At 63.4% G+C, this 22,110-nt stretch carries 22 protein-coding genes and 1 tRNA gene; 9 read left to right on the forward strand and 14 right to left on the reverse strand.

All coding sequences use genetic code 11. From position 1 onward, the window contains the following. The 3 genes from K2U94_RS06605 to K2U94_RS06615 are packed head-to-tail and all read left to right on the forward strand — an operon-like array spanning nt 1 to nt 853. Entirely contained in the window at nt 1-291 is a 291-nt protein-coding gene (locus K2U94_RS06605; protein ID WP_243066446.1) for a DUF6156 family protein, read from the forward strand. Beyond that, a complete protein-coding gene (locus K2U94_RS06610; RefSeq protein ID WP_243066447.1) occupies nt 288-455 on the forward strand; it encodes a hypothetical protein in 168 nt (55 codons plus the stop codon). The genes K2U94_RS06605 and K2U94_RS06610 overlap by 4 nt, the downstream gene beginning before the upstream one ends. 29 nt (nt 456-484) lie before the next feature. Continuing rightward, nucleotides 485-853 (forward strand): group II truncated hemoglobin, encoded by a 369-nt coding sequence (locus K2U94_RS06615; RefSeq protein ID WP_243066448.1) that lies wholly within the window; start codon nt 485-487, stop codon nt 851-853. 217 nt (nt 854-1,070) lie between these two features. On the opposite strand, the gene K2U94_RS06620 is transcribed toward K2U94_RS06615, so the two are convergent. The 3 genes from K2U94_RS06620 to K2U94_RS06630 are packed head-to-tail and all read right to left on the reverse strand — an operon-like array spanning nt 1,071 to nt 3,529. Further along, nucleotides 1,071-1,451, reverse strand: a complete 381-nt coding sequence (locus K2U94_RS06620) for a carboxymuconolactone decarboxylase family protein (RefSeq protein WP_243066449.1) — start codon at nt 1,449-1,451, stop codon at nt 1,071-1,073. Nucleotides 1,452-1,489: 38 nt separating this feature from the next. Further along, entirely contained in the window at nt 1,490-2,521 is a 1,032-nt protein-coding gene (locus tag K2U94_RS06625; RefSeq protein ID WP_243066450.1) for a fumarylacetoacetate hydrolase family protein, read from the reverse strand. 30 nt (nt 2,522-2,551) lie between these two features. Further along, nucleotides 2,552-3,529, reverse strand: coding sequence for an MBL fold metallo-hydrolase (locus K2U94_RS06630; RefSeq protein WP_243066451.1), 978 nt, complete (start codon nt 3,527-3,529; stop codon nt 2,552-2,554). Nucleotides 3,530-3,778: 249 nt separating this feature from the next. On the opposite strand from K2U94_RS06630, the gene K2U94_RS06635 reads away from it, so the two are divergent. Further along, a complete protein-coding gene (locus K2U94_RS06635) occupies nt 3,779-4,846 on the forward strand; it encodes an MBL fold metallo-hydrolase (RefSeq protein ID WP_243066452.1) in 1,068 nt (355 codons plus the stop codon). A gap of 587 nt (nt 4,847-5,433) precedes the next feature. On the opposite strand, the gene K2U94_RS06640 is transcribed toward K2U94_RS06635, so the two are convergent. The 5 genes from K2U94_RS06640 to K2U94_RS06660 are packed head-to-tail and all read right to left on the reverse strand — an operon-like array spanning nt 5,434 to nt 8,607. Continuing rightward, the gene (locus K2U94_RS06640) at nt 5,434-5,673 is read right to left on the reverse strand and encodes a hypothetical protein (protein WP_243066453.1); all 240 of its coding nucleotides are present in this window, start codon (nt 5,671-5,673) and stop codon (nt 5,434-5,436) included. A gap of 3 nt (nt 5,674-5,676) precedes the next feature. After that, nucleotides 5,677-5,916: a hypothetical protein gene (locus tag K2U94_RS06645; protein WP_243066454.1), complete on the reverse strand. Its 240-nt coding sequence runs from the start codon at nt 5,914-5,916 to the stop codon at nt 5,677-5,679. An 8-nt stretch (nt 5,917-5,924) separates the two neighbouring features. Further along, nucleotides 5,925-7,082: a homocitrate synthase/isopropylmalate synthase family protein gene (locus K2U94_RS06650; RefSeq protein ID WP_243066455.1), complete on the reverse strand. Its 1,158-nt coding sequence runs from the start codon at nt 7,080-7,082 to the stop codon at nt 5,925-5,927. A gap of 7 nt (nt 7,083-7,089) precedes the next feature. Further along, nucleotides 7,090-8,274: a cysteine desulfurase NifS gene (nifS, locus tag K2U94_RS06655; protein ID WP_243066456.1), complete on the reverse strand. Its 1,185-nt coding sequence runs from the start codon at nt 8,272-8,274 to the stop codon at nt 7,090-7,092. A gap of 12 nt (nt 8,275-8,286) precedes the next feature. Further along, nucleotides 8,287-8,607 carry a HesB/IscA family protein gene (locus K2U94_RS06660; protein WP_243066457.1) on the reverse strand — a complete coding sequence of 107 codons (321 nt, stop codon included), beginning with the start codon at nt 8,605-8,607 and terminating at the stop codon, nt 8,287-8,289. Nucleotides 8,608-8,835: 228 nt separating this feature from the next. On the opposite strand from K2U94_RS06660, the gene K2U94_RS06665 reads away from it, so the two are divergent. Then, nucleotides 8,836-9,042, forward strand: coding sequence for a TOBE domain-containing protein (locus tag K2U94_RS06665; protein WP_243066458.1), 207 nt, complete (start codon nt 8,836-8,838; stop codon nt 9,040-9,042). A gap of 15 nt (nt 9,043-9,057) precedes the next feature. Here K2U94_RS06665 and K2U94_RS06670 read toward each other — a convergent pair whose 3' ends face one another. From K2U94_RS06670 to gltB, 3 genes are all read right to left on the reverse strand, one after another. Then, nucleotides 9,058-9,954, reverse strand: coding sequence for a helix-turn-helix transcriptional regulator (locus K2U94_RS06670; RefSeq protein ID WP_243066459.1), 897 nt, complete (start codon nt 9,952-9,954; stop codon nt 9,058-9,060). A 128-nt stretch (nt 9,955-10,082) separates the two neighbouring features. Further along, nucleotides 10,083-11,501, reverse strand: coding sequence for a glutamate synthase subunit beta (locus K2U94_RS06675; protein ID WP_243066460.1), 1,419 nt, complete (start codon nt 11,499-11,501; stop codon nt 10,083-10,085). A 100-nt stretch (nt 11,502-11,601) separates the two neighbouring features. Next, complete coding sequence (gene gltB / locus K2U94_RS06680; protein ID WP_483413710.1) at nt 11,602-16,353, reverse strand: glutamate synthase large subunit; 4,752 nt, start codon at nt 16,351-16,353, stop codon at nt 11,602-11,604. 413 nt (nt 16,354-16,766) lie between these two features. On the opposite strand from gltB, the gene K2U94_RS06685 reads away from it, so the two are divergent. Then, complete coding sequence (locus K2U94_RS06685; protein ID WP_243066462.1) at nt 16,767-17,351, forward strand: hypothetical protein; 585 nt, start codon at nt 16,767-16,769, stop codon at nt 17,349-17,351. Nucleotides 17,352-17,405: 54 nt separating this feature from the next. Here the strand turns inward: K2U94_RS06685 and K2U94_RS06690 are convergent, their stop codons facing one another. Continuing rightward, entirely contained in the window at nt 17,406-17,885 is a 480-nt protein-coding gene (locus tag K2U94_RS06690) for an Hsp20 family protein (RefSeq protein ID WP_243066463.1), read from the reverse strand. 178 nt (nt 17,886-18,063) lie between these two features. On the opposite strand from K2U94_RS06690, the gene K2U94_RS06695 reads away from it, so the two are divergent. After that, complete coding sequence (locus K2U94_RS06695) at nt 18,064-19,194, forward strand: alpha/beta hydrolase (RefSeq protein WP_243068818.1); 1,131 nt, start codon at nt 18,064-18,066, stop codon at nt 19,192-19,194. Here K2U94_RS06695 and hisN read toward each other — a convergent pair. Together hisN and K2U94_RS06705 are read right to left on the reverse strand one after the other, a co-directional pair. After that, a complete protein-coding gene (gene hisN, locus K2U94_RS06700) occupies nt 19,177-19,983 on the reverse strand; it encodes a histidinol-phosphatase (RefSeq protein ID WP_243066464.1) in 807 nt (268 codons plus the stop codon). The two genes, K2U94_RS06695 and hisN, sit on opposite strands and share 18 nt — an antisense overlap. A gap of 396 nt (nt 19,984-20,379) precedes the next feature. Continuing rightward, nucleotides 20,380-21,300 (reverse strand): N-formylglutamate amidohydrolase, encoded by a 921-nt coding sequence (locus K2U94_RS06705; RefSeq protein WP_425332544.1) that lies wholly within the window; start codon nt 21,298-21,300, stop codon nt 20,380-20,382. Between the two features lie 213 nt (nt 21,301-21,513). Between K2U94_RS06705 and cpdR the strand changes: the two genes are divergently transcribed. After that, nucleotides 21,514-21,870, forward strand: coding sequence for a cell cycle two-component system response regulator CpdR (cpdR, locus tag K2U94_RS06710; RefSeq protein ID WP_425332545.1), 357 nt, complete (start codon nt 21,514-21,516; stop codon nt 21,868-21,870). Nucleotides 21,871-21,974: 104 nt separating this feature from the next. Further along, nucleotides 21,975-22,049: transfer RNA gene (locus K2U94_RS06715), tRNA-Val, on the forward strand. Nucleotides 22,050-22,110 lie beyond the last annotated feature (61 nt).

Raw genomic sequence — 22,110 nt, forward strand, 5'->3', positions numbered from 1 at the left:
ATGAGCGAAAACGAAAACAACTGCCGCTATTTCCTCGCCACCTCGGGCGTGAAACTGCCGATGAAGCTCGTCAACGAGATCGAGCCGGACGCCCTGTCGAACCGGAACACGTTCTTCCGCGCCTATTACGACGCGTCGGGGCTGCTGCTGCGCTTCGAGAAAATGGTTTATGGCGATGTCGAACTGAGCCATCGCTATGAATATGACGCGGCCGGCGCCTTGCGCCGCGCGGAGATCGTCATGCTTGACGAGGAGCCGACAATTCTGGAATTCAACGGCGCGCCGGCATGACGGCCGCGCAGCTGATCGAGGCTTTGGCCAAGCTGCCGCCGGACGCAGTGGTGCTGATGGAGAGCGACGGCGGCCTGTCCCTGGTCTCCGCGCTCGATTTCGTCGCGGCCCAGGGTCCCGGCGCGCCGGCGGAGGTGATCCTCCTGCCGAATATGGAGGAATGAATTTGAGCGAGACGGCGGTGGAAATTTCGATGTTCGACAGGATTGGCGGCGAAGTCGCGGTGGATCGTCTGGTCGAGGCCTTTTACGACAATATGGACAGCCTGCCGGAAGCCAGAACCATCCGCGCCATGCATGGTCCCGATCTTACCGAAATCCGGAAGGTCTTTAAGCGCTATCTGACCGAATGGACCGGCGGCCCCAAGCTCTATTCGCCGGAAAAGGGCCACCCGCGCCTGCGCCAGCGCCACATGCCCTTCCCGATCGACAACGCCGCCCGCGACGCCTGGATGGCCTGCATGACCAAGGCGCTCGACGAGACGCTCGGCGACACCGGAGAGCGCCGCGAGTTGGAGTTCAATATCAAAAAACTCGCCGACTGGATGCGCAACACGGCCTGAGCAGCGGCGTCATTGCGACGGGGCTAAGGGTCGAAATCCAACAGCGGGCTTCCTCCCGCAATCGATGCAAAACGGGTTAAAAACAGCCAATATCCGAATGAGCAGTTTTGACCCATAGTCGAAATTCACCAGCCAATCCGCCGCGCCTCCAATGGGCGGAAAGCTGAAGTTGCGCGAAGGGCAGGTCTCTGGCTAAAGCCGGGCGGATTCGTTCAAGTCATTGCTGCTCAGCAAAAACCGACGCCGCCGTCTTGACGGCCTCCAGAGCGGCGGGGAAACCGGCGTAAACCGCCATTTGCAAGATGATTTCCAATATTTCTTCCCGCGTGCAACCGACGTTCAGCGCGCCTCTTATGTGTTGATTTAACTCGCCCTGCGGGTAGCCGAGCACGGTAAGGGCGGCGACAGTCAGCATTTCCCTGGTCTTCAGATCCAGGACAGGCCGGGCATAGATATCCGCGAAGGGAAATTCTACGAGCCGACGCGCAACATCGGGACTGGTCTCGGCGAGACGGCTCAATTCGGATACGACGCCCGGGCCAAAAATGGCTTGCATCCTGGCGAGTCCATCTTCGTAGCGAGAAATTTTTTCCTGCATGGCTTGTTTCTCTGCGCTCTTCGATCGTCAGAACCCGCCTAGCTCTGGTATTGCCTCAATGGCTCGCGCACGGGCCAACGGCTTGGCATAAGTCTGCCTGCTGGTTCGGCAAAACGGCAGCGGAGCGTCCCTAGTCGCTCAAAAGTGATCTGGATCTCGGCGCCGGGATCGATGAAGTCATCATGATCGAGGCCCGTACAGTCAGGGATGGTGCCGAAGCCAATCACGGAGCCGGACTTGAGCGGCGCGATGAACGTCAGCCACGCGAAAACATTTTCTGCTTTGTGGCTTATTTCGGATGTCGAGCCCCGATATTTGACCTGACCGTTCACCAGAACGGTCACCTCCTGGTCGTAGGGATCGCCGACATCGTCGGGCGTCACCAAATAGGGGCCGAGCTGGTTGCCTTTCGCCATGTCCTTGGTCAAACAGAACCCGCCGACAAACTCCGGTGCTTGAACATCGCGGGCCGAGACATCGTTAAAAATGCAGAATCCTGCCACCGGCTGTTTTTCGTTGCCATAAACAACGGCCAGTTCGGGCTCGATGTCCAATCGCGACGTATAAGCTGGCCAAGGAATGATTTCCCCGTCGCCGACAATCGAGTTCATATTGCACTTGTAATAGGAGAGCGGCTCGGGCTGTCCGGCAGCCGGTTTGGGCTTCGGCGCAAGGACGGATTTAGCGAACGCCTGCAGCAACGGCGCGGTCTGGGGATTATCTTTTTCGTATTTTGTGAGCGTTTCAGCCGAATTCTTGAGATGCCGTGGCGTCAGGCCGAAGTCGTAAAGTGCGACAACTTCCACAGGCTCCAGCAGGCGGACGGCGTCGAGAGGGAAAATTTCCCCATCGCCAAGGTCTCCAGGATGCTGTTCGCCCCAGGCTAACAAGTCCTTTGCCGCCCTCTCGCTTTCCGGAAGATTGGCAAGATAGGATCGGCTGTCAGTGAAATAGGGATAAGACTTTCCCGCTTTCTTTTGCAGAACGTTGAACGGGACCGCTTGCTCCTGAATGACCACGCCGAAACAGGGGTTGGGCGCGTTGGCGGTGGTGAAGCGGATCAGTTTCATCGTTGATTCCTTCGTTGCGTCGAGCTTGGCTCAATATTCGACTTCGATGCCTTTTGCCTTCGCGACCTCATAGATGGCGTCAAAGGTTCCCGCCGTGTCCCAAGGCGCGTCCGGTGGTTCCTTGCGGAACTCGCGGTAGGCGCGCTCGACGTTCATGTATAGGCGCGCCGGCGCGCGCCACGAGCCATATGGGCCGAACTCGATTTGTTTCGCGGCGTCAAGCGACGTCAGCCCCGCGTCGAAACACTTTTTCGACTCGTCGCGGACGTATCGGAGATAAGCCTCCATTTCCGTTACGCCCTCGAGCCCGCAAAGCGGACCGTGGCCCGGAACGATCACATCCGGGTTGAGCTGCTTGATCAGGTCAAGGCACTGGAACCACTTCTCGTATGATCCGGTCCAGCCCATGGGGGTACATTGATTAAAAAGAACGTCGCCCGCGAACAACACACGTTCCTTTGGGACATGGATGATTGTATCGCCATGCTGATGGCAGGGTCCCACGTGGATCAGGTGGACCTCAATGCCGTTTAGGTCCAGCTCATAGCGGGCGTCGAAAAGTGTCGTCGGCGGCACCAGCTCAATATTGTCGAAATTGTAATCCTCCAGCAATTGCTGCCCCGCTGCGACAATGCCGGGGTGGAGCGTCTTGAGCACCAGCCGCGTGAGCAGATGCCCGACGCCATGAAGCAGCTTCTGACTCTCCTTGGGCTCGGCAACTTTTCTCATCTGTTCCGGCAACGAGCGGTGGCCGATGATCTCGGCGCCATCGAAGAGTTGATTGCCCCAAACATGGTCCGCGTCCTCGTGAGTGTTGATGACGCGCTTGGGCATGGCCGGCCAGACCCGACCAAACATCTCGATCATCCGACGCGCATGCGGCAAGTCCGACTGTGTGTCGATGACAACGCCGCCCCCCCGATTGATCAGCCCGGAATTGGCGTCACAAACTCGGTTCTTTTCGTTCAGAACCGCAAAGCAGTTGTCGCTGACCTGCTTCATTTCCATAAGTTGACTCCATTCGCATGAGCTGAGTGCGATTACATCATCAGGGAGAATTAACTTCCATGCGTCAGATCAAGGCTCAATCACTTGCAATGCAGCATTATCAGCCAACAACGGGTTCTTGGCGCATCGAATGCCCATGCATGCCGCAGGCGCCGTTATTGGGACTTCTTTTAACATGCCCCTGAGCCTAATCGGAAACGATGGGACTTTGACAAATTGGAGTCGTGACTTTCTCCGGGAGAAAAAATAATGGTCAAAGTATCGTGCGTGATCGCATCCTTGCTCGTGACCACGGGGGCGATTGTCGCCGTCCCCAGCGCGCAAGCCGCGCCTTGCCTCATCGTTACATTGACCGGCACGAGCGGTCCACCGCCTTATAACGGCCTGGCTGGCCCTGGTACGCTGGTTCGGTATGGCGACGACGCCAACAACTGCAATTCCGTGTTGATGCAGTTTGACGCCGGGCGCGGGACGCTCATGCGATTGTCGCAAGTCGGCGTCCAGGCCACGCAGCTCAACGCCGTATTCTTCACGCACATCCACTCCGACCACACCGAAGGCTTTTCCGACATCATTCAGATGCGCTGGATCTTCGGCTCGCCGAAAACGCCGAAACTCGACGTCGTTTGCGCCGCGGATGCAAAGTCGTCGTCCGGCCCCGACTTGAGCTGCAGCAAATTCGTGGCCCATATCGACGACGCCTACGACCAGTCCGGCGAAACCGCTTACCGGGCCGCCGAGGCCAAAGGTCTCATAGATCCGGCCGGGCCTGTCGCAGGGTTGAAGGTCAGCACGTTCGAGCCCAAGGACGAACCCCAGGTCGTTTGGACGTCGGGTGGCGTGAAAGTCAGTGCAATCCGGACGACGCATATACCGGGCTCCGCGGCGTTCCGCGTTGACACGCCGGCCGGCAGTGTTGTGATCGGCGGAGATGCGTCCAACGACGTACAGGCGCCGCCTCGCATGACGTCAACGTCGGATGAAGTCGCAAAACTGGCCAAGGGAGCCGACATCCTCGTTCATACGACGATTCATCCCGTGCTGTCGCCGGAGCGGGGCGCGAGCACGCCGCCTTCGGTTTACTACCGCCAGAGCAATGCCACTGACCTTGGGGCGATGGCTGAGAAAGACGGGATCAAGTACCTCATGCTCACCCATCTGGCGCCTCCTGTCGGGGCGACAATGCAAGGAACCGTGAAGATTCAAGGCGGACCGCTGACCGAGCAGGACTACGAAAAGGCCGCCCGAGATGGCGGCTATACAGGTCATGTCGTCGTAGGAACCGATCTGGCAAGCGTCAGATTGCCACCGAAATGAAAGCTGGCCTGCTCCCGGTGCTGTCGACTTCGGGTCAAGCTGATCCCGGCTTCCGGGCGAACTCAACCGCATCGAGATAATTGATGGTCGAGCGGCGGCTGACAGTGGTGCCGAAACGCTTCATGTGGTCGAACCCGTCTGCCGTGGCTTCGTCTCGCGCGCGGCAGGCACGGCCGCATTTGCGCTCCGCTTTCAGGGACGAGAAGGCGGCGGCGACAGCCGAATTGTGATCCTGACCAGACGGGTCATAGTCATGCGGTGACCGCCCCAGCCCGCCGCCGGGCTCCGCAATATGCGGAGCTCCGCCCGCCGGCTCCTCAGTAAATCTCCACCACGTCAGTGGACGCTACCCGCCAAGCCGTCGTTCTCGGTCGTCAGGTAAGGGCTCCTTCGAGCCGAATGCCTCATCGTCCGAGGGCGCCAAACGTGCGATTTTATCGACCAGCAACGAAGCAATCCGCTCTGCGGTCCTGCACGACGGTGGATTGCTTCGCCATAGCTCGGCGCGTGCGCCGGGCGCTCTTTCAACGGGCGCGCGACGCGCGTCCCATGGCTCGCAATGACGGCGTTTTGATGCGGTAAGCGCGTCACAGCGGCGCGCCGAAATAATCCTCCTCATTGCCGCCCCAGGCGAGGTGAAGGCCGCGCGCATTGGCCCAGATCGCCTTTTCCGCCTCGTCGGCCTCGCGATAAGTCAGCTTGCCGTCGGGGTTTTCCGCCAGCAGCCAGGACTTGCCGTTGCGCAGGAAGCGCTGCAGGCCTTTCATGTCATTGGGACGGACCACGCAACGCGGCTTTTCGTCAACCAGAATGGTCATCGGCACCAAGGACTAAAACCCTTCCTTCGGGCTGCCCCAGGGATGGGAGCCGGGGACGAGCTTGGCCTTGATGCCCGCCTTGTCGATGTCGGCTTGTGTTTTATAAAGCGTCGCCTCGTGGATCAGGGCGCCGGTCTTGGACATCACCGCGACATAGCGCGCGGGCAGGTCCACCTCGCAAGCGTAGCCGCCGCCGGGATCGTCGGTGCTGCGCAAATCGCCGTTCCAATCAACAAAAAAACCCGCGCTCATTTGCCCTCTCAGACCGTCTCGCTCATTTCGTTCCGCGCCAATTCCTCGCGCGCCAGCTGGCGGACGCGCGCCTCCGGCACGAGCGATTTTGTGAGCTTGGCGATTGCCTTCACCCGCGCCAGAACCGCGGCGCCGATCGGGCCTTCCACATTGAGGCCCGCCGCCCCGCACACCGCCTTGATCGCCGCGAGGCCGGAATGTTTGCCGATCACCACCTTGTGGCGGCGCCCGAGCAGGACCGGGTCGAGTCCCTGATAGGTCCGCACGTCCGACAACAGACCGGCGACATGGATGCCCGATTCATGGGTGAAAATATCGGCCCCGACGATGGGCTTCGCACGTGGGATGGAATCCCTCGCAGCATGGGCGACGATCCCGGCAAGCCGCTCCAGCCGGGTTAGATCGACGCCCGAGCGGGCGTCGGCGGTGCGCGGCAAAGCGACGGCGATTTCCTCCAGCGGGGCGTTGCCGGCGCGCTCGCCCAGGCCCAGCACGGTGACGCTCGCATGGCTCGCGCCGGCGCGGATCGCCGCCAGCGTGTTGGCGGTGGCGAGGCCGAGATCGTTATGGCCGTGGAACTCGATCGCGAGATCGGTCACTTCGCGCAGTTGGCGGATATATTCGTAGGTGGAGAACGGGTCGAGCAGTCCGAGCGTGTCGGCGAAGCGGAAGCGGAACACGCCGAGCTTTTGCGCCGCGCCCGCGATCAGGCCGATGTCGCGCAGGTCGGCGCGCGAGGAATCCTCGCCGCCGAGCGCCACTTCCAGGCCTTTTTCGCGGGCGTAGCCGATGACCCGCGTCACGCGCGCCGCGACTTCGTCGGGCTCGCTTTTGAGTTTCACCCGCATCTGGAGCCGCGACATCGGCGCCGAAATATTGACGTGACTGACGCCCGCGCGCAGCGCCGCATCCACATCGGCCTCGCTGAGCCGGCACCAGGCGGTGACGCGCGGGCCGCGAATCTCGCTGGCGATGGCGGCGATCGCTTCGACTTCCTCGTCGCCCATTGCCGGGGTGCCGGCCTCGATCTCGTCCGCGCCGGCGAGCGCCAGTTCGCGGGCGATGGCGAGCTTTTCCGGCAGAGTGAAGACCACGCCCGGCGCCTGTTCGCCGTCGCGCAGGGTCGTGTCGTTGATCTCTATGCGATGGGAGACGGCGCCGGACATTTCTTCCTCACGCGACCTGCGGCGGGCGGACTTCCGCCCACAGCGGCGATTTCTCGCGCACATTCGCGACGATTTCGGGGAGGGTCGCGAGGACTTTGGCGATGTCCTCCCCGGTGGTTTCGCGCGACAGCGAAAAGCGGATTGCGCCCTGCAAGGCGTAGGGCGGGATGTCGAGCGCCCGCAGCACATGGCTTGGCTCCATCGAGCCGGAGGCGCAGGCCGAACCCGACGAGGCCGCGACGCCGGCGCGGTCGAGCTTGTGCAGGACCGCCTCGCCGTCGGCGTAATCGAAGGCAATGTTGCAGGTGTTGGGCAGGCGGTTCGCGCCGCCGCCGTTGACGCGGGTGAGCGGGACCGCCGCGAGCAGGCCGCTTTCGAGCTTGTCGCGCAGGCTTTTCACGCGCGCCTGATCTTCGGCGAGCGTCTGGCGGGCGCGTTCGGCCGCCGCGCCCAGGCCGACGATTCCCGGCACGTTCTCGGTGCCGGCGCGCCGGCCGCGCTCCTGCTTGCCGCCGCGAAACAGCGGGCTCAGCTTCACGCCCTTGCGCGCATAAAGCGCGCCGACGCCCTTGGGACCGTGGATTTTATGGGCGGACAGCGACAAAAGGTCCACTTCCATGTCCTTCAGCGCCATATCGACTTTGCCGAAGGCCTGGACGGCGTCGGTATGGAACAGGGCGCCGGCGGATTTGGCGAGCTTGGCCAGTTCCACGATCGGGAAAATCTTCCCCGTCTCATTATTGGCCCACATGATCGAGACCAGCGCCGTCTTGTCGGACAAGGCGGCGCCAAAAGCGTCGAGATCGAGGTCGCCGTCGGGGCTGACACCGATGTAATGGACCTTGGCGCGGCCGGCGCGCTCGAGATTCTGGCAGACATTGAGCACCGCCGGATGTTCGACGGCGCTGGTGACGATTTCGTTGCGTTGGGACGAGGTTTCGATGGCGGAAAAAATCGCGGTGGTGTCGGATTCGGTGCCGCCGGAGGTGAAGACGACTTCATGGTCGAATTCGGCGCCGAGCAGGGCTTGGACCTGCTTGCGCGCTTCCTTCAGCGCGGGGGCCACGGCAGCGCCATAGTCATGCGTCGAGGACGCATTCCCGAAGGATTCGGTGAAAAATGGCAGCATGGCCTCGACCACTTGCCGGTCGACGCGCGTGGTGGCGTTGTTGTCGAGATAGACGACGGCCATGGGCGCGTCTCCTCAAGCGAAGGATTTGCCGCAGCCGCACTGGGTCGTGGCGTTGGGATTTTCGAAGACGAAGCCGGATTTCTCCAGGGAAGAGACAAAATCGACCGTCATTCCCTTGACGAATCCGATCGAGAGCTCGTCGATGAAGAATTTCACGCCGTCGGCCTCGACCACATTGTCGCCGTCGCGGGTCTCGTTTTCGAGGTCCATCTTATAGGTGAAGCCGGAGCAGCCGCCGGCCTCGACCAGAATCCGCAGGCCGTCCGCCGGCGACGAAGCGGTTTCGAGAATGGTGCGGGCCGCGTAAATGGCGTTGGGGGTGAGCGTGATCATGGCGATCTCCGAAACCGTTTCGTCAATGGTGTCAGCAACGATTGTGCCATTGCGAAAAGGCCAGGGAATCCGCGGCGCGTGCCTGGTTTTGTCGATTTTACGACATGGAATGGGGCGTTTTGCCGCCATGGGAAAAAACGCAGGATTCCGACATATTGTGCGAGAAAAGCTTCGCCATTAGCTTCTCCCTCGCGTCGAAGGACGACGCGGGCATGAAGGAATAAAACAATGAAACTTTCCGCGCGAAACGTGTTTGACGGCAAGATCGTCGAGATCAAGAAGGGCGTCACCACCTCCCATGTCCTGATCGACGTGAAGGGCCTGATCTTCACCGCCTCGATCACCAATGAATCGGTTGAGGAAATGGGTCTGAAGGTCGGCGAATCGGCCAAGGCGATCATCAAGTCGTCCGAGGTTATCGTCGCCGTCGAGTGACGGAAGGCGCCTCGATCACCTGGCGCCGTTGAAATGGACGGCGCCGTGGTTCGAGACGTCATAACCGCCGAATTCCCTCGCCTTTTCCGCGAATTTCGCGCTGGCGCAGAGCGCCGCGAGTTTTTGGAACGGCGGGTCGAAAAAGGCTTTGCGCCAGACCAGAAGATCGAACCGCTCCTCGACCATCGGCGCGAAATCCAGATTGAATTGCCGCGCCCCGGCCTCCAGCCCGAGGCCGACGTCGGCGCGGCCTTGCGCGATCGCGCCGGCGAGATCGAATTCCGAACGCTCGATCGTGTTCACGATATGAAGATCGGCGCGCGTCATCCCCTCGGCGGCGAGCAGACGGTCGAGCACCAATTCGCTGCCGGCGAGCGCCTGACGCGCCTGGAAGCGTAAGCCGCGCGTCGCCTTGAGGGTTTCGGGCCGCGTCGTGAGCCCCCGGCGCATGATCAAACCGCGCCGCCGCTGCGCCCATTCGATCGTCACCCAGGGCGCCTGCGCGAATTTCGCGGCGACGGCGCCCGTGTTCCAGCCATCGTCTTCGGGAATGTGGAGGCCGGCGAAAGCGCAACCGCCTCTTTCGGCCCGGGCCAAGCCATCCATCGCGCCGTCGAAAAAGCCGGCGATGCCGGATTGCGACTCGCGCAAGGCCCATTCGAGCAGCGGATCGTGGCCGCCCGCGGCGATCAGCGGCGGCTCCGCGACATTTTCCGCGCGCCGTTCGGCGGCCTGATCCTCCGCCGGGGCGGCGCGGCTGCCGAGCCAGTCCTCGATCTCCCTGCGCGGGAACAGCAGCTTGCCGGTGACCTTGCGCACCGGCAGCGCGCCCTCGGAGACCATGTCATAGATTTTGCGCGGCCTGACCCGCAGCAGCGCCGCGACTTCGCTCGTGGTGTAAAATTCTGTCATTTTCTGCGCTGATTCCGGATTCAGGAAAAGATGACATAAAACACAGGAAAAGACAGAGCAAAGCAGAGCGCAAAGAAAAGGCCGGCGCTCGAAAAGCGCCGGCCTGACAGGAAGCGAAAGTTTCGGGTTCAGCGGGGCAGGTTGCTCGAACCCATCAGGAAGAGATCGACCGCGCGCGCCGCCTGGCGGCCTTCGCGAATCGCCCAGACCACCAGGGATTGGCCGCGGCGCATGTCGCCGGCGGCGAAAATCTTGTCGAGGCTGGTCTTGTAGGCGACGGTGTCGGCGCTCACATTGCCGCGTCCGTCGAGCGCGACGCCCAGCTCCTTGAGCATGCCTTCATGGACGGGCGAGACGAAGCCCATGGCGAGCAGGATCAGATCGGCGCGCAGATTGAATTCCGAGCCCGGGATTTCCTGCATCTTGGCGTCGACCCGGATGCATTTCAGCGCCTTGACCGCGCCTTTGTCGCCGACGACCGCCTTGGTCATCACCGCGAAATCGCGCTCGGCGCCTTCCTGATGCGAGGAGGAGGTGCGCAGCTTCAGCGGCCAATAGGGCCAGGTCGTCAGCTTCTCTTCGTGTTCGGGGGGCTTGGGCATGATTTCGAGCTGAGTGACCGACAGCGCGCCCTGGCGCACCGAAGTCCCGATGCAGTCGGAGCCGGTGTCGCCGCCGCCGATGACCACGACATGCTTGCCCGCGGCGAGGATGGGCTCCTCCGGCCCGGCGTTCTCGCGCGCGACGCGGCGGTTCTGCTGGGGCAGGAACTCCATGGCGAAATGCACGCCGGCGAGATCGCGGCCGGGGACGGGCAGGTCGCGCGGCTTCTCCGAACCGCCGGCGAGGATCACCGCGTCATGGCCGTCGACCAGCTCCTTCGCGGCCAGGTCCACGCCGACATGAACGCCATTATGGAAAGTGACGCCCTCGGCCTCCATCTGGGCGACGCGGCGGTCGATCAGATGTTTCTCCATCTTGAAGTCGGGGATGCCATAGCGCAGCAGGCCACCGGCCTTGGCGAATTTTTCATAGACGTGGACGTCGTGGCCGATGCGCGCCAGCTGCTGGGCGGCGGCGAGGCCCGCAGGGCCCGAGCCGACGACGGCGACTTTCTTTCCGGTCTTCTTGGACGGGGGCTCCGGGCGCAGCCAGCCGTTCTCCCAGGCGCGATCGACGATGGCGCATTCGATCGTCTTGATTGTGACCGGCATTTCCTCGAGATTGAGCGTGCAGGCCGCCTCGCAGGGCGCGGGGCAGACGCGGCCGGTGAATTCCGGGAAATTATTGGTCGAATGGAGGTTGCGCGAGGCGGCCTCCCAGTCGCTGTGATAGACCAGATCGTTCCAGTCGGGGATCTGGTTGTTGACCGGGCAGCCGCTGTGGCAGAAGGGGATGCCGCAATTCATGCAGCGCGCGGCCTGGTCGCGCGTCGCCTCCTCGGACAGCGGAATCACGAATTCCTGGTAATGGCGGATGCGGTCGGCGGCCGGCTTGTATTTGCGGTCCTGCCGGTCGATCTCCAGAAATCCCGTCACCTTTCCCATTTCTCTTTCCTTCGCGTCAGCCGAAAGCCCGTCGTTTGACGGGCGTCTTTCGTCGCCCTGCGGTCGCATTCGCTCCTGGCCGGTTCTGCAAGAACCGGCGTCATTCCCCTGCGGCGGCGGCCTGCCGCTGTTCGGTTTGCGTCATCAGCTCCGCGAGCGCGCGGCGGTATTCGACCGGCATGATCTTCCGGAATTTCGGCTTGTAGGCGTCCCAATATTCGAGAATTTCCCGGGCGCGGGTGGAGCCTGTGTATTGGAGGTGGTTGGCGATGATCTGCCGCAGGCGCTCGGCGTCGAAACGCGACATGTCGCTCATGATGTCGACCCGGCCGTGGCTTTCGAGGTCGCCGCCCTGGTTGTTGAGACGCCAGTTGAGGTCTTCCTCCTCGACGACCGGCTCCAGATCGACCATGGCCATGTTGCAGCGCGCCTGGAAGTCGCCCGTCTCGTCGAGCACATAGGCGATGCCGCCCGACATGCCGGCGGCGAAATTGCGCCCGGTCGGTCCGAGCACCACGACCACGCCGCCGGTCATATATTCGCAGCCGTGGTCGCCGACGCCTTCCACCACCGCGATCGCGCCGGAGTTGCGCACGGCGAAGCGTTCGCCCGCGACGCCGCGGAAATAGACCTCGCCGGAGATCGCGCCGTAAAGCACGGTATTGCCGACGATGATCGAATTCTCGGGCGTGATCTGCTGGGCCTCGCGCGGCGGATAGACCACGATGCGGCCGCCGGAGAGGCCTTTGCCGACATAATCGTTGGCCTCGCCCTGAAGCTCCAACGTCACGCCATGGGCGAGCCAGGCGCCGAAACTCTGGCCCGCGGTGCCCTTGGCGCGAATGTGGATGGTGTCGTCGGGCAGGCCGGCGTAGCCATAGATGCGCGCGACTTCTCCCGACAGCATGGCGCCGACCGAGCGGTTGACGTTGCAGATGTCGGTTTCGAGGCGCACCGGCGCGCCGCGGTCGAGCGCCGCCACCGAGCGCGCGATCAATTCCTTGTCGAGCGCTTTGTCGAGATTGTGGTTCTGGAACTCCGAGCGGTAAATGGTCTGGCCGTCGAGCGGCTCCGGCTTGCGGAACAATTTGGCGAAGTCGAGGCCATTCGCCTTCCAATGCTGGATCGCGCGATCGCGGTCGAGCATCTGCATCTGGCCGGTCATCTCGTTCATCGTGCGATAGCCGAGCTTGGCCATATATTCGCGGACTTCCTCGGCGACGAAGAAGAAATAATTGATGACATGCTCGGGCTGGCCGACGAAGCGCTTGCGCAGCACCGGGTCCTGGGTGGCGACGCCGACCGGGCAGGTGTTGAGATGGCATTTGCGCATCATGATGCAGCCGGCGGCGATCAAGGGCGCGGTGGCGAAGCCGAATTCATCGGCGCCGAGCAAGGCGCCGACGACGACGTCGCGGCCCGTCCGCAAACCGCCGTCGACCTGGACGACGATGCGCGAGCGCAGGCGGTTCAGAACCAGGGTCTGGTGGGTCTCGGCGAGGCCGATCTCCCACGGGCTGCCGGCGTGGCGGATCGAGGTCAAAGGCGAAGCGCCCGTGCCGCCCTCATAGCCGGAAATGGTCACATGATCGGCGCGGCCCTTTGATACGCCAGCCGCGACCGTGCCGACGCCGACTTCCGACACCAGCTTGACCGAAATGGCGGCGCGCGGATTGACGTTCTTCAGATCGTAGATCAGCTGGGCGAGGTCTTCGATCGAATAGATGTCGTGGTGCGGGGGCGGGGAGATCAGGCCCACGCCCTGCGTCGAATGGCGCACCTTGGCGATGACCGCATCCACCTTGTGGCCGGGGAGCTGGCCGCCCTCGCCGGGCTTCGCGCCCTGGGCCATCTTGATCTGGATCATGTCGGAATTGACCAGATATTCGGCGGTCACGCCGAACCGGCCCGAGGCGACCTGCTTGATCGCCGAGCGCATGGAATCGCCATTGGGCAAGGGCTTGAAGCGGTCTGGCTCCTCGCCGCCCTCGCCGGTGTTCGACTTGCCGCCGATGCGGTTCATCGCCACGGCGAGCGTGGTGTGGGCCTCGCGCGAGATCGAGCCGAAGGACATGGCGCCGGTGGCGAAACGCTTGACGATCTCGGTCGCCGGCTCGACCTCGTCGAGCGGAACCGGCTTGCGGCCGTCCTCCTCGGCGTCCTTGATGCGGAACAGGCCGCGGATCGTCAGCAATTGCTCGGACTGGTCGTTGAGCAGCTTGGCGAAGGCGCGGTATTTGTCCTGGGAATTGCCGCGCACCGCGTGCTGGAGCAGCGCGACCGTGTCCGGCGACCAGTTATGGGCCTCGCCGCGAATGCGATAAGCATAGTCGCCGCCGACGTCGAGCGCGTTGCGATAGACCGGCGCGTCGCCGAAAGCCTGCTTGTGGCGTTCGAACGTCTCGGCCGCGATCTGGTCGAGGCCGACGCCTTCGATCTGGGTCGCGGTTCCGGTGAAATAGGCGTCGACGAACTCTTTCGACAGGCCGACGGCGTCGAAGATCTGCGCGCCGCAATAGGACTGGTAGGTCGAAATGCCCATCTTGGACATGACCTTGAGCAGGCCCTTGTCCACCGACTTGATGTAGCGCTTGACCGCCTCGTAGCCGTCCACTTCCGCCGGGAATTCGTCGGCCATGTCGGCCAGCGTCTCGAAGGCGAGATAGGGATTGATGGCCTCCGCGCCATAGCCGGCGAGCAGAGCGAAATGATGCACCTCGCGCGCCTCGCCGGTTTCGATCACCAGGCCGACCGAAGTGCGCAGGCCCTTGCGGATCAGATGGTGGTGCACGGCGGCGGTGGCGAGCAAAGCCGGGATCGGGATGCGGTCGGGGCCGGCCATGCGGTCGGACAGAACGATGATGTTATAGCCGCCGGTCACGGCCTGTTCGGCGCGGTCGCACAGGCGCTCGATCATGAACTGCATGCCGTGCGCGGCGAGTTCGACGGCATAGGTGATGTCGAGCGTCTTGGTGTCGAAAGAATCCTCGAAATGGCCGATCGAGCGGATCTTTTCGAGATCGGCGTTGGTCAGGATCGGCTGGCGGACCTCGAGCCTCTTCTTCTTCGCCGTGCCCTCATGGTCGAGGATATTCGGACGCGGGCCGATGAAGGACACCAGGCTCATCACCAGCTCCTCGCGGATCGGGTCGATCGGCGGGTTGGTGACCTGGGCGAAATTCTGCTTGAAATAAGTGTAAAGCAGCTTGGGCTTGGACGACATGGCCGAAATCGGCGTGTCGTTGCCCATCGACCCGACCGCTTCCTGGCCGGTCACGGCCATGGGCGCCATCAGGATCGCGATATCCTCCTGGGTGTAGCCGAAAGCCTGCTGACGGTCGAGCAGCGACACGTCGGAACGCGAGGAGCGGACCTCGACGGGCTTCAGATCTTCGAGCACGATCTGGGTGCGCTTGAGCCATTCGCGATAGGGATGGGAGGAGGCGAGGCTCGACTTGATCTCGTCGTCGGAAATGATCCGGCCCTGCTCCATGTCGACCAGCAGCATGCGGCCGGGCTGGAGGCGCCATTTGGTGATGATCTTCTCTTCCGGGATCGGCAGCACGCCCATTTCCGAGGCCATGACGACGAGGCCGTCCTCGGTGACGAGATAGCGCGCCGGGCGCAGGCCGTTGCGGTCGAGCGTCGCGCCGATCTGGCGGCCGTCGGTGAAAGCGACCGCCGCCGGCCCGTCCCAGGGCTCCATCAGCGCGGCGTGATATTCGTAAAAAGCGCGGCGCTCTTCATCCATGAGCGGATTGCCGGCCCAGGCTTCGGGAATCAGCATCATCATGGCGTGGGCCATGGAATAGCCGCCCTGGACCAGGAATTCGAGCGCATTGTCGAAACAGGCGGTGTCCGACTGGCCCTCATAGGAGATCGGCCACAGCTTGGAGATGTCGTCGCCGAACAAGGGCGAGGCGACCGAGGCCTGGCGCGCCGCCATCCAGTTGACGTTGCCGCGCAGGGTGTTGATCTCGCCGTTATGGGCGACCATGCGATAGGGATGGGCGAGCTGCCAGGATGGGAAGGTGTTGGTCGAGAAACGCTGATGAACGAGGGCGACGGCGGTCTCGAACCGCTCATCGCGCAGATCGGCGAAATAGTCGCCGAGCTGGGAGGCGAGCAGCAGGCCCTTGTAAACGATGGTGCGCGAGGACAGTGAAGCCGGATACCATCCCGCCATGCCAGGATCGCGAAGGCCGTAAACCGCATTGGAGACCATCTTGCGGATCAGGTACAGCTTGCGCTCGAAGATCGTCTGATCGGCGGTCGATTCGCCGCGGCCGATGAAAATCTGGCGATGGACAGGCTCGGTCGGCTTGACGGTCTCGCCGAGGCCGCTCGGATCGACCGGAACGTCGCGCCAGCCGAGGATCTTCTGGCCGTTCTCGGCGACGACGCGCTCGAAAATGTCCTCGATTTTCTTGCGGGCGTCGGGGTCGCGCGGCATGAACAAGGCGCCCACGGCGTAAAGTCCCGGCTCGGGCAAGGCGAAGCCGAGGCGGACGGCCTCCTCGCTGAAGAAACGATGCGGAATCTGCAGCAGCATGCCGCAGCCGTCGCCGGCCTTGGGATCGGCGCCGACCGCGCCGCGATGGTCGAGATTGAGCAGGATCTGCAGGCCCATCCGCACCAGCTCGTGGGATTTGGCGTTGTGCATATTGGCGACGAAACCGACGCCGCAGGCGTCGTGCTCGTTGCGGGGGTCGTAAAGGCCCTGCGCCGGCGGCAGGCCGTTGGCGGTCGCGAAATGCATTCCCTGCTCCATTGTGGAATCGCCGGACGAGACGGAACAATTCTTTTGGCTGGACGCGGTCCGGGAAAGATTCGACCTGCTCAATTCGTTCATGCCCGTCCATCCTGCCAGTTGGCGGCGCCGGCGTCGCGCCGGTCCCGCGCCATATCATCCGTCCGTCTCGGACCCGCCGCGCCCAGGATGGCCCTGTCGCGGTCCCGGCGCCGCCGCGAGGCGGGCGCCGGTCGAACCATGCCCATACGAGGCCTTAAATGGTCAGTAAAGCTGTCCTATTTAACAGCGCGGGACATTGCCAGATTAGCATTCGCCACACAAGTCGTCATGGCCAAGCGCGGGGCGTTGTTGGCAAAAGTTTTTTCACAATCAGGGGCGTGGCGCCGAGTTTTCGGCCTTTCTGTGCGTTTTCAAGGCAATAAGCCGTCGATTGGCGTCGCGGCCTGGGCGCCTTCGGTTTCCGCGCCGTCGTCTTTGTGGCATAGACAATTTGAAGGATTCGGGAGAAGGTCATGACGCGCGCGTCCGTTCCGAGCAGGTTTCAATGGGCCGCGGCTGTGCTCGCCGCCGTCTTGTGGACGGGCGCGGCCCTCCCGGCGCGCGCGCAGTTCTTTCCCTTTTTCGGCCAGCAGGAGGCGCCGCAGCCGGCGCCGCGGCCCCTGACTCCGGGCGAGGTGAGGGCTGTTCTCGCCGACGAGGGCGCGCGTATGATCGGCCGTCCGCGGCTGCGCGGGCCCAATATCGTGGCGATCGGCCGCGACGCCGAGGGCGCCCGCAAGCGTTTCACGATCGACGCGACGAGCGGCGAAATATTGGATGTGACGGTGCTTGCCCGCCGCGAGGAGCCCCGCGCCGCGCCTGGGCCCAACAGCGACTTCGTCATTCCGGGGCGGCCGCTGCCGCCGCCCGAACATGCGCCGGAGGGCCCGGCCGACGCCGGAAACGGCGGCCCCGCCGAGGTCCAGGCAAGGCCCCTGCCGCCGTCGGCGCCGCGGTCCGCGCCGTCGCGGAGCGATTCCGGCGACGCCGCTTTGAGCCCGATCAGGCCGTTGCGCCCTCGGGGGGCGCCCAAGGTCGAGCCGCTGCCGCAGCAATGAGGGCAAAAAAACGGGCGCCCGAACGGGCGCCCGACAATTCGGCGGATCGAAGGATCAGGCCGCCTTGGGGGCTTCCGCTTTCGCGGCCTCGACCGGACGCGGCGCGCCATGGCCGATCGGGACGGTGCGCGGCCGCTGGGCCTCCGGAATCTCGCGGACGAGATCGACATGCAACAGGCCGTTTTCGAGGCGGGCGCCGGTGACCAGAACGTGGTCGGCGAGTTGGAAACGGCGCTCGAAGGCGCGCGCGGCGATGCCCTGATAGAGCATTTCGCGCGTCTCGCCTTCCTTGCGCGCTTCTTTCTCGCCCTTGATGGTCAAAGCGTTCTGGCGCGATTCGATAGAGAGTTCGTTTTCGCCGAAGCCCGCCACCGCAACGGTCAGCCGATAGGCGTTTTCGCCTGTGCGCTCGATATTGTAAGGCGGATAGGACACGGCGGCGCTTTCCGGCGCGCCGGCCTGATCGAGCAGCGAGAACAGCCGGTCGAAACCGATGGTCGAACGGTAGAGCGGAGAGAGATCAAATTGACGCATGGCATATCCTCCATTGAGCGACATGCGGCGAAGGCGCCTCGCCCCCGCCGGAGCGCGTCCGCATTCGGCCCGCGCTATCAAGGAGATGGAGCGCGCCCGGCGTTTTTCAAGGCATTGCGGAACGGTTTTGCGGGTTACGAATTGCGCCAAGCGGTTTTCCCGATCTAAAGTGCGCGCCATGGAGCTGATCGACACGCCCGCCAACCGCTGTCCGCCCGGCGCCAATATCGTCGGCCTGCGCGCGAGCGACGGCGTGGAGCTGCGGGCGGCCTATTGGCGGCCGGAAGGTTTTCCGCGCGGCACGGTGGCGCTCGTTCAGGGCCGGGCGGAGTTCATCGAGAAATATTTCGAGACGATCGGCGAATTGCTGGCGCGCGGCTTCGCCGTCGCGACCTTCGACTGGCGCGGCCAGGGCCTCTCCCAGCGGCTGCTGCGCAACCGCGCCAAGGGTCACGTTCGCCGCTCGACCGATTACCGGCGCGACCTCGACGCCTTCATCCGCCAGCTTCTGACGCCGGATTGCCCCAAGCCGTGGTTCGTGCTCGCGCATTCGATGGGCGCGGCGGCGGTCCTTGATTTTTGCGCGGCGCGTGGCGGCGCGACGCCGTTCGAGCGGATCGTCGGCACGGCGCCGATGATCGACCTTTACGGCTTCCCCGGATCGACGACGGCGCGCCATCTTGCCGCCTCCTTCCACGCTTTGGGGCTCTCGCGTCTGTTCGTGCCCGGCGGCGGCGCCAGGACCCTGTTCCAAAAGTCTTTCTCCGGGAATGTCCTGACCGGCGACCAGCGCCGTTTCGCCCGCGCCGCCCAGCTTCTCGGCCTGGCGCCCGCGCTTGGGATCGGCGATCCGACCATCGGCTGGGCGCATGCCGCCTATGGTCTGATGGACCGGCTGACCTTGGACAATGAGGTCGAGCGCATCCGCACGCCGACGCTGCTTCTGGCGTCGGGTGATGAAAGGCTGGTCTCGACGCCGGCGATCGAGCGGTTCGCGCTGCGGCTGAAAACCGCGTCCTGCCTCGTTTTGTCCGACGCCCGCCACGAGATCCTGATGGAGCGCGCCGAAATCAGGTCCAAATTCTGGGCGGCCTTCGACGCCTTCATTCCCGGCGAGCGTTTTCTGCACGAGGCGGCGGAAGCCGCCTCTCCAAATGCAATCAACCTGGCGGCGGAAGCCGCCTCATCAAATGCAAATAACCTGGCGGCGGAAGCCGCCTCGCAAGATGCAAAAGAATCGGCTGTGCATGCCGCCTCACAAAACGAAATCAGCCAGGCGGTCGAAAGCGGATCACAGGTCGGCGTTTAAAACTTCCAGCGCCTGTTCGTGCGTCCGCCGGTCGCCGGCGGCGACGATGGCGCCGCCTTTCGATGGATCGCCGCCGTCCCAGGTCGTCACCACGCCTCCGGCGCCGCGCACGATCGGAATCAGGGCGACGATGTCGTAAGCGTTGAGCCCGGCCTCCACCACGAGATCGACATGGCCGGCGGCGAGCATGCAATAGGCGTAGCAGTCGCCGCCATAGCGTACGAGCCGCGTCTTGGCCTCCAGCGCTTCGTAGCGTGGCCGCAAGGCTTCCGGAATGAGCTTGGGCGAGGTCGTCATCAGGGTCGCGCGGTCGAGGCCGGCGCAGGCGCGGGTCAGCAGGCGGCGGGTGGCATTTTCGCCGTGTCGCGCGCCGCGCCCGCTCCAATGCGCCTCCGCGCCGTCGCCATAAAATTTTTCGCGCGTGAACGGCTGGTGCATCAGGCCGTAACAGGGAGAACCCTGATGCAGCAGGCCGATCAGCGTGCCCCATAGCGGCAGGCCGGAAATGAAGCTCTTGGTGCCATCGATCGGGTCGAGCACCCAGACATATTCCGACATTTCGCCCCAGGCGCCGAATTCCTCGCCGATCACCCCATGATTGGGGAAGGATTCCTTGATCAGGCGGCGCATCGCGGCCTCGGCGGCGCGGTCGGCCTCGGTGACCGGATCGAACACCCCGCCGCCGGATTTGTCTTCCATCGCGAAGGCGGCGCGGAAGAAAGGCATGATCGCTTCGCCCGAAATCTGCGCCAGTCGGTCCACGAAAGGCAGGAAATCCACCGCCGTCATCTTGCCGCTCCCTGGTTCCGGCTGTTGCTCGGTTGGAGACATGCCATGAAGCGGGAGGCAAAGCGAGTCCGTCCGCGGACTCCAGTCTTATCCGACCAAAGTACAGGGCGCGCGAAGGCGGTCCGCGACGCCGCAAAGCGGAACTTCAATGAAAAACAAAATGTTATTTTCTTCGGTGTGGCTGAGGGCAAGGCCGTTCTTTCGTGAGAGTTTTTTTTGGCGCCGAAAAGTCGTTCGGACCGCCTTGCGTTTTGTGCGTTGCAACCACATACTTAATGCGTCGCGGCGCCTTTTCGCCGTCGATGCCCGCTTTGGGCGTTTCCTCCCCTGACTTGGGCCGCTGACGATCCCGTTGGCGGTCTTTTTTTTGCCCGCGATCCCGGCGCCGGCGCGAAATTATTCCGCGGCGGCGCGCCAGGTCGATCCCGGCGCGACGCCGCCGGCGATTTCCGCGACCAGGCGCGAGAGATCGGCCTTGATCTCCTTATAGCGCGGCAAAGGCTGGAGCGTCGCCTCGTCTATATAGAGCGCGCGGTTGATCTCGATCTGCAGCGCGTGGCGGTTGCGGGAGCGGGCGGCGTAGTTCGTGGTGATGAAGCCCCCGGCATAGGGCTTGTTGCGGGCGACGCGATAGCCCATGCCGGCGAGCAGGGCATGGACGCGATGGGAAAAGGCGGGGTCGCAGCTCGCGCCATGGCGGTCGCCGATCACGAAATCGGCGTTGACCGGTTCGTAAGGGCGTCGCGAATTGCCGGTCGGCATGCGCGACGGCATGGAATGACAGTCGATCAGATAAGCTGCGCCGAATTTCTCGGCGGCGCGGTTCATCAGGCCTTCGAGCTGCGCGTGATAGGGCTTGTAGCAGGTCTCGATCCGGGCGAGGCCCTCGGCCAGCGGAATGCGCTCGCGATAGATCGGCCGGCCTTCGGAGACGACCCGCGCGATGGTGCCGAGCCCGCTGGCGACGCGCAGCGAGCGTGTGTTGGCGTAGTCGGGCAGGGGCTCGACGAACAATTTTGAGTCAAGCTCGTAGGGTTCCCGATTGACGTCGAGAAAAGCGCGCGGAAAATTGGCGCGCAGCAGGGGCGCGCCAAGGAGCGGCGCGACGGCGAAAAGATCGTCCACCGCCACGTCTTCCGAACTGCGCAGCATCTGCAGGTCGAGCGCGGAGGCGGCGAGAAAATCTTCAGAATAGGCGCGTCCGGAATGGGGAGAGGAGAACACCAGAGGCGAGGCGAGCCGCTCCGGCTCCAGCGTCTCGCAGGCCGGTCTGGCGCGTTCCGCGTCCGCCGTAAAAACCTCCATTTCGCCTTCCATTTTCATCGGCCGGCCCTCCAGGCGCCGGCGGCGTTTACGAACTGGCAAGCATGATGCCGGGCCGTGCGATTGTCCAGCGTGAAAGCGCCGGGTGAGGCCGTTAACTTTCCCGGCCTTTTAATGAAATTTCACCTGTTATTTACTACGATGGGGCTTTATCGAAAGGGCGCGAATGAGGGCGACATGAACCAACACCACCACACGGAACCATCGGTGAAGATCCTTTTGGCCGAAGACGACAACGACATGCGCCGTTTTCTGGTGAAGGCGTTGCAGAACGCCGGCTATGCGGTCGTTTCCTTCGACAATGGCCTCGAAGCCTATAACCGCCTGCGCGAAGAGCCTTTCGAACTGCTGCTCACCGACATCGTCATGCCCGAAATGGACGGCATCGAACTCGCCCGCCGCGCCACCGAACTCGACCCTGACATCAAGGTGATGTTCATCACCGGATTCGCCGCAGTGGCGCTCAATCCCGACAATCACGCGCCGCGCCAGGCCAAGGTGCTGTCAAAGCCTTTCCACCTGCGCGATCTGGTCAATGAGGTGACCCGCCTGCTCGCTGCGTGAGGAGAAAAGTTTTTTGCCGGCGCCGGCTTGCGCGGCCGGAACCAAATCGATATACACCCCCCCACCCTTGACGACCCGGTTGGGACAGGTTCCTGGCCGGAGACGGGCGCGTAGCTCAGCGGGAGAGCACTACGTTGACATCGTAGGGGTCACAGGTTCGATCCCTGTCGCGCCCACCATTTTCCAAAATCCGGATTTGCCCGACGTGGGCTCCTTCGCTGCGCGGAGGGGCCGCGCGTC

This window comes from Candidatus Rhodoblastus alkanivorans, from assembly GCF_022760755.1.
Classification (GTDB): domain Bacteria; phylum Pseudomonadota; class Alphaproteobacteria; order Rhizobiales; family Beijerinckiaceae; genus Rhodoblastus; species Rhodoblastus alkanivorans.

Coding starts and splice junctions, on each gene's coding strand:
- K2U94_RS06690 (WP_243066463.1), bottom strand. CDS start 17,885: ATGCGTCAATTTGATCTCTCTCCGCTCTACCGTTCGACCATCGGTTTC.
- K2U94_RS06630 (WP_243066451.1), bottom strand. CDS start 3,529: ATGGAAATGAAGCAGGTCAGCGACAACTGCTTTGCGGTTCTGAACGAA.
- K2U94_RS06610 (WP_243066447.1), top strand. CDS start 288: ATGACGGCCGCGCAGCTGATCGAGGCTTTGGCCAAGCTGCCGCCGGAC.
- K2U94_RS06650 (WP_243066455.1), bottom strand. CDS start 7,082: ATGTCCGGCGCCGTCTCCCATCGCATAGAGATCAACGACACGACCCTG.
- K2U94_RS06620 (WP_243066449.1), bottom strand. CDS start 1,451: ATGCAGGAAAAAATTTCTCGCTACGAAGATGGACTCGCCAGGATGCAA.
- K2U94_RS06685 (WP_243066462.1), top strand. CDS start 16,767: ATGACGCGCGCGTCCGTTCCGAGCAGGTTTCAATGGGCCGCGGCTGTG.
- K2U94_RS06635 (WP_243066452.1), top strand. CDS start 3,779: ATGGTCAAAGTATCGTGCGTGATCGCATCCTTGCTCGTGACCACGGGG.
- nifS (WP_243066456.1), bottom strand. CDS start 8,274: ATGGCCGTCGTCTATCTCGACAACAACGCCACCACGCGCGTCGACCGG.
- K2U94_RS06660 (WP_243066457.1), bottom strand. CDS start 8,607: ATGATCACGCTCACCCCCAACGCCATTTACGCGGCCCGCACCATTCTC.
- K2U94_RS06705 (WP_425332544.1), bottom strand. CDS start 21,300: ATGGAAGGCGAAATGGAGGTTTTTACGGCGGACGCGGAACGCGCCAGA.
- K2U94_RS06645 (WP_243066454.1), bottom strand. CDS start 5,916: ATGAGCGCGGGTTTTTTTGTTGATTGGAACGGCGATTTGCGCAGCACC.
- hisN (WP_243066464.1), bottom strand. CDS start 19,983: ATGACGGCGGTGGATTTCCTGCCTTTCGTGGACCGACTGGCGCAGATT.
- gltB (WP_483413710.1), bottom strand. CDS start 16,353: ATGAACGAATTGAGCAGGTCGAATCTTTCCCGGACCGCGTCCAGCCAA.
- K2U94_RS06665 (WP_243066458.1), top strand. CDS start 8,836: ATGAAACTTTCCGCGCGAAACGTGTTTGACGGCAAGATCGTCGAGATC.
- K2U94_RS06675 (WP_243066460.1), bottom strand. CDS start 11,501: ATGGGAAAGGTGACGGGATTTCTGGAGATCGACCGGCAGGACCGCAAA.
- K2U94_RS06615 (WP_243066448.1), top strand. CDS start 485: ATGTTCGACAGGATTGGCGGCGAAGTCGCGGTGGATCGTCTGGTCGAG.
- K2U94_RS06625 (WP_243066450.1), bottom strand. CDS start 2,521: ATGAAACTGATCCGCTTCACCACCGCCAACGCGCCCAACCCCTGTTTC.
- K2U94_RS06695 (WP_243068818.1), top strand. CDS start 18,064: ATGGAGCTGATCGACACGCCCGCCAACCGCTGTCCGCCCGGCGCCAAT.
- K2U94_RS06670 (WP_243066459.1), bottom strand. CDS start 9,954: ATGACAGAATTTTACACCACGAGCGAAGTCGCGGCGCTGCTGCGGGTC.
- K2U94_RS06605 (WP_243066446.1), top strand. CDS start 1: ATGAGCGAAAACGAAAACAACTGCCGCTATTTCCTCGCCACCTCGGGC.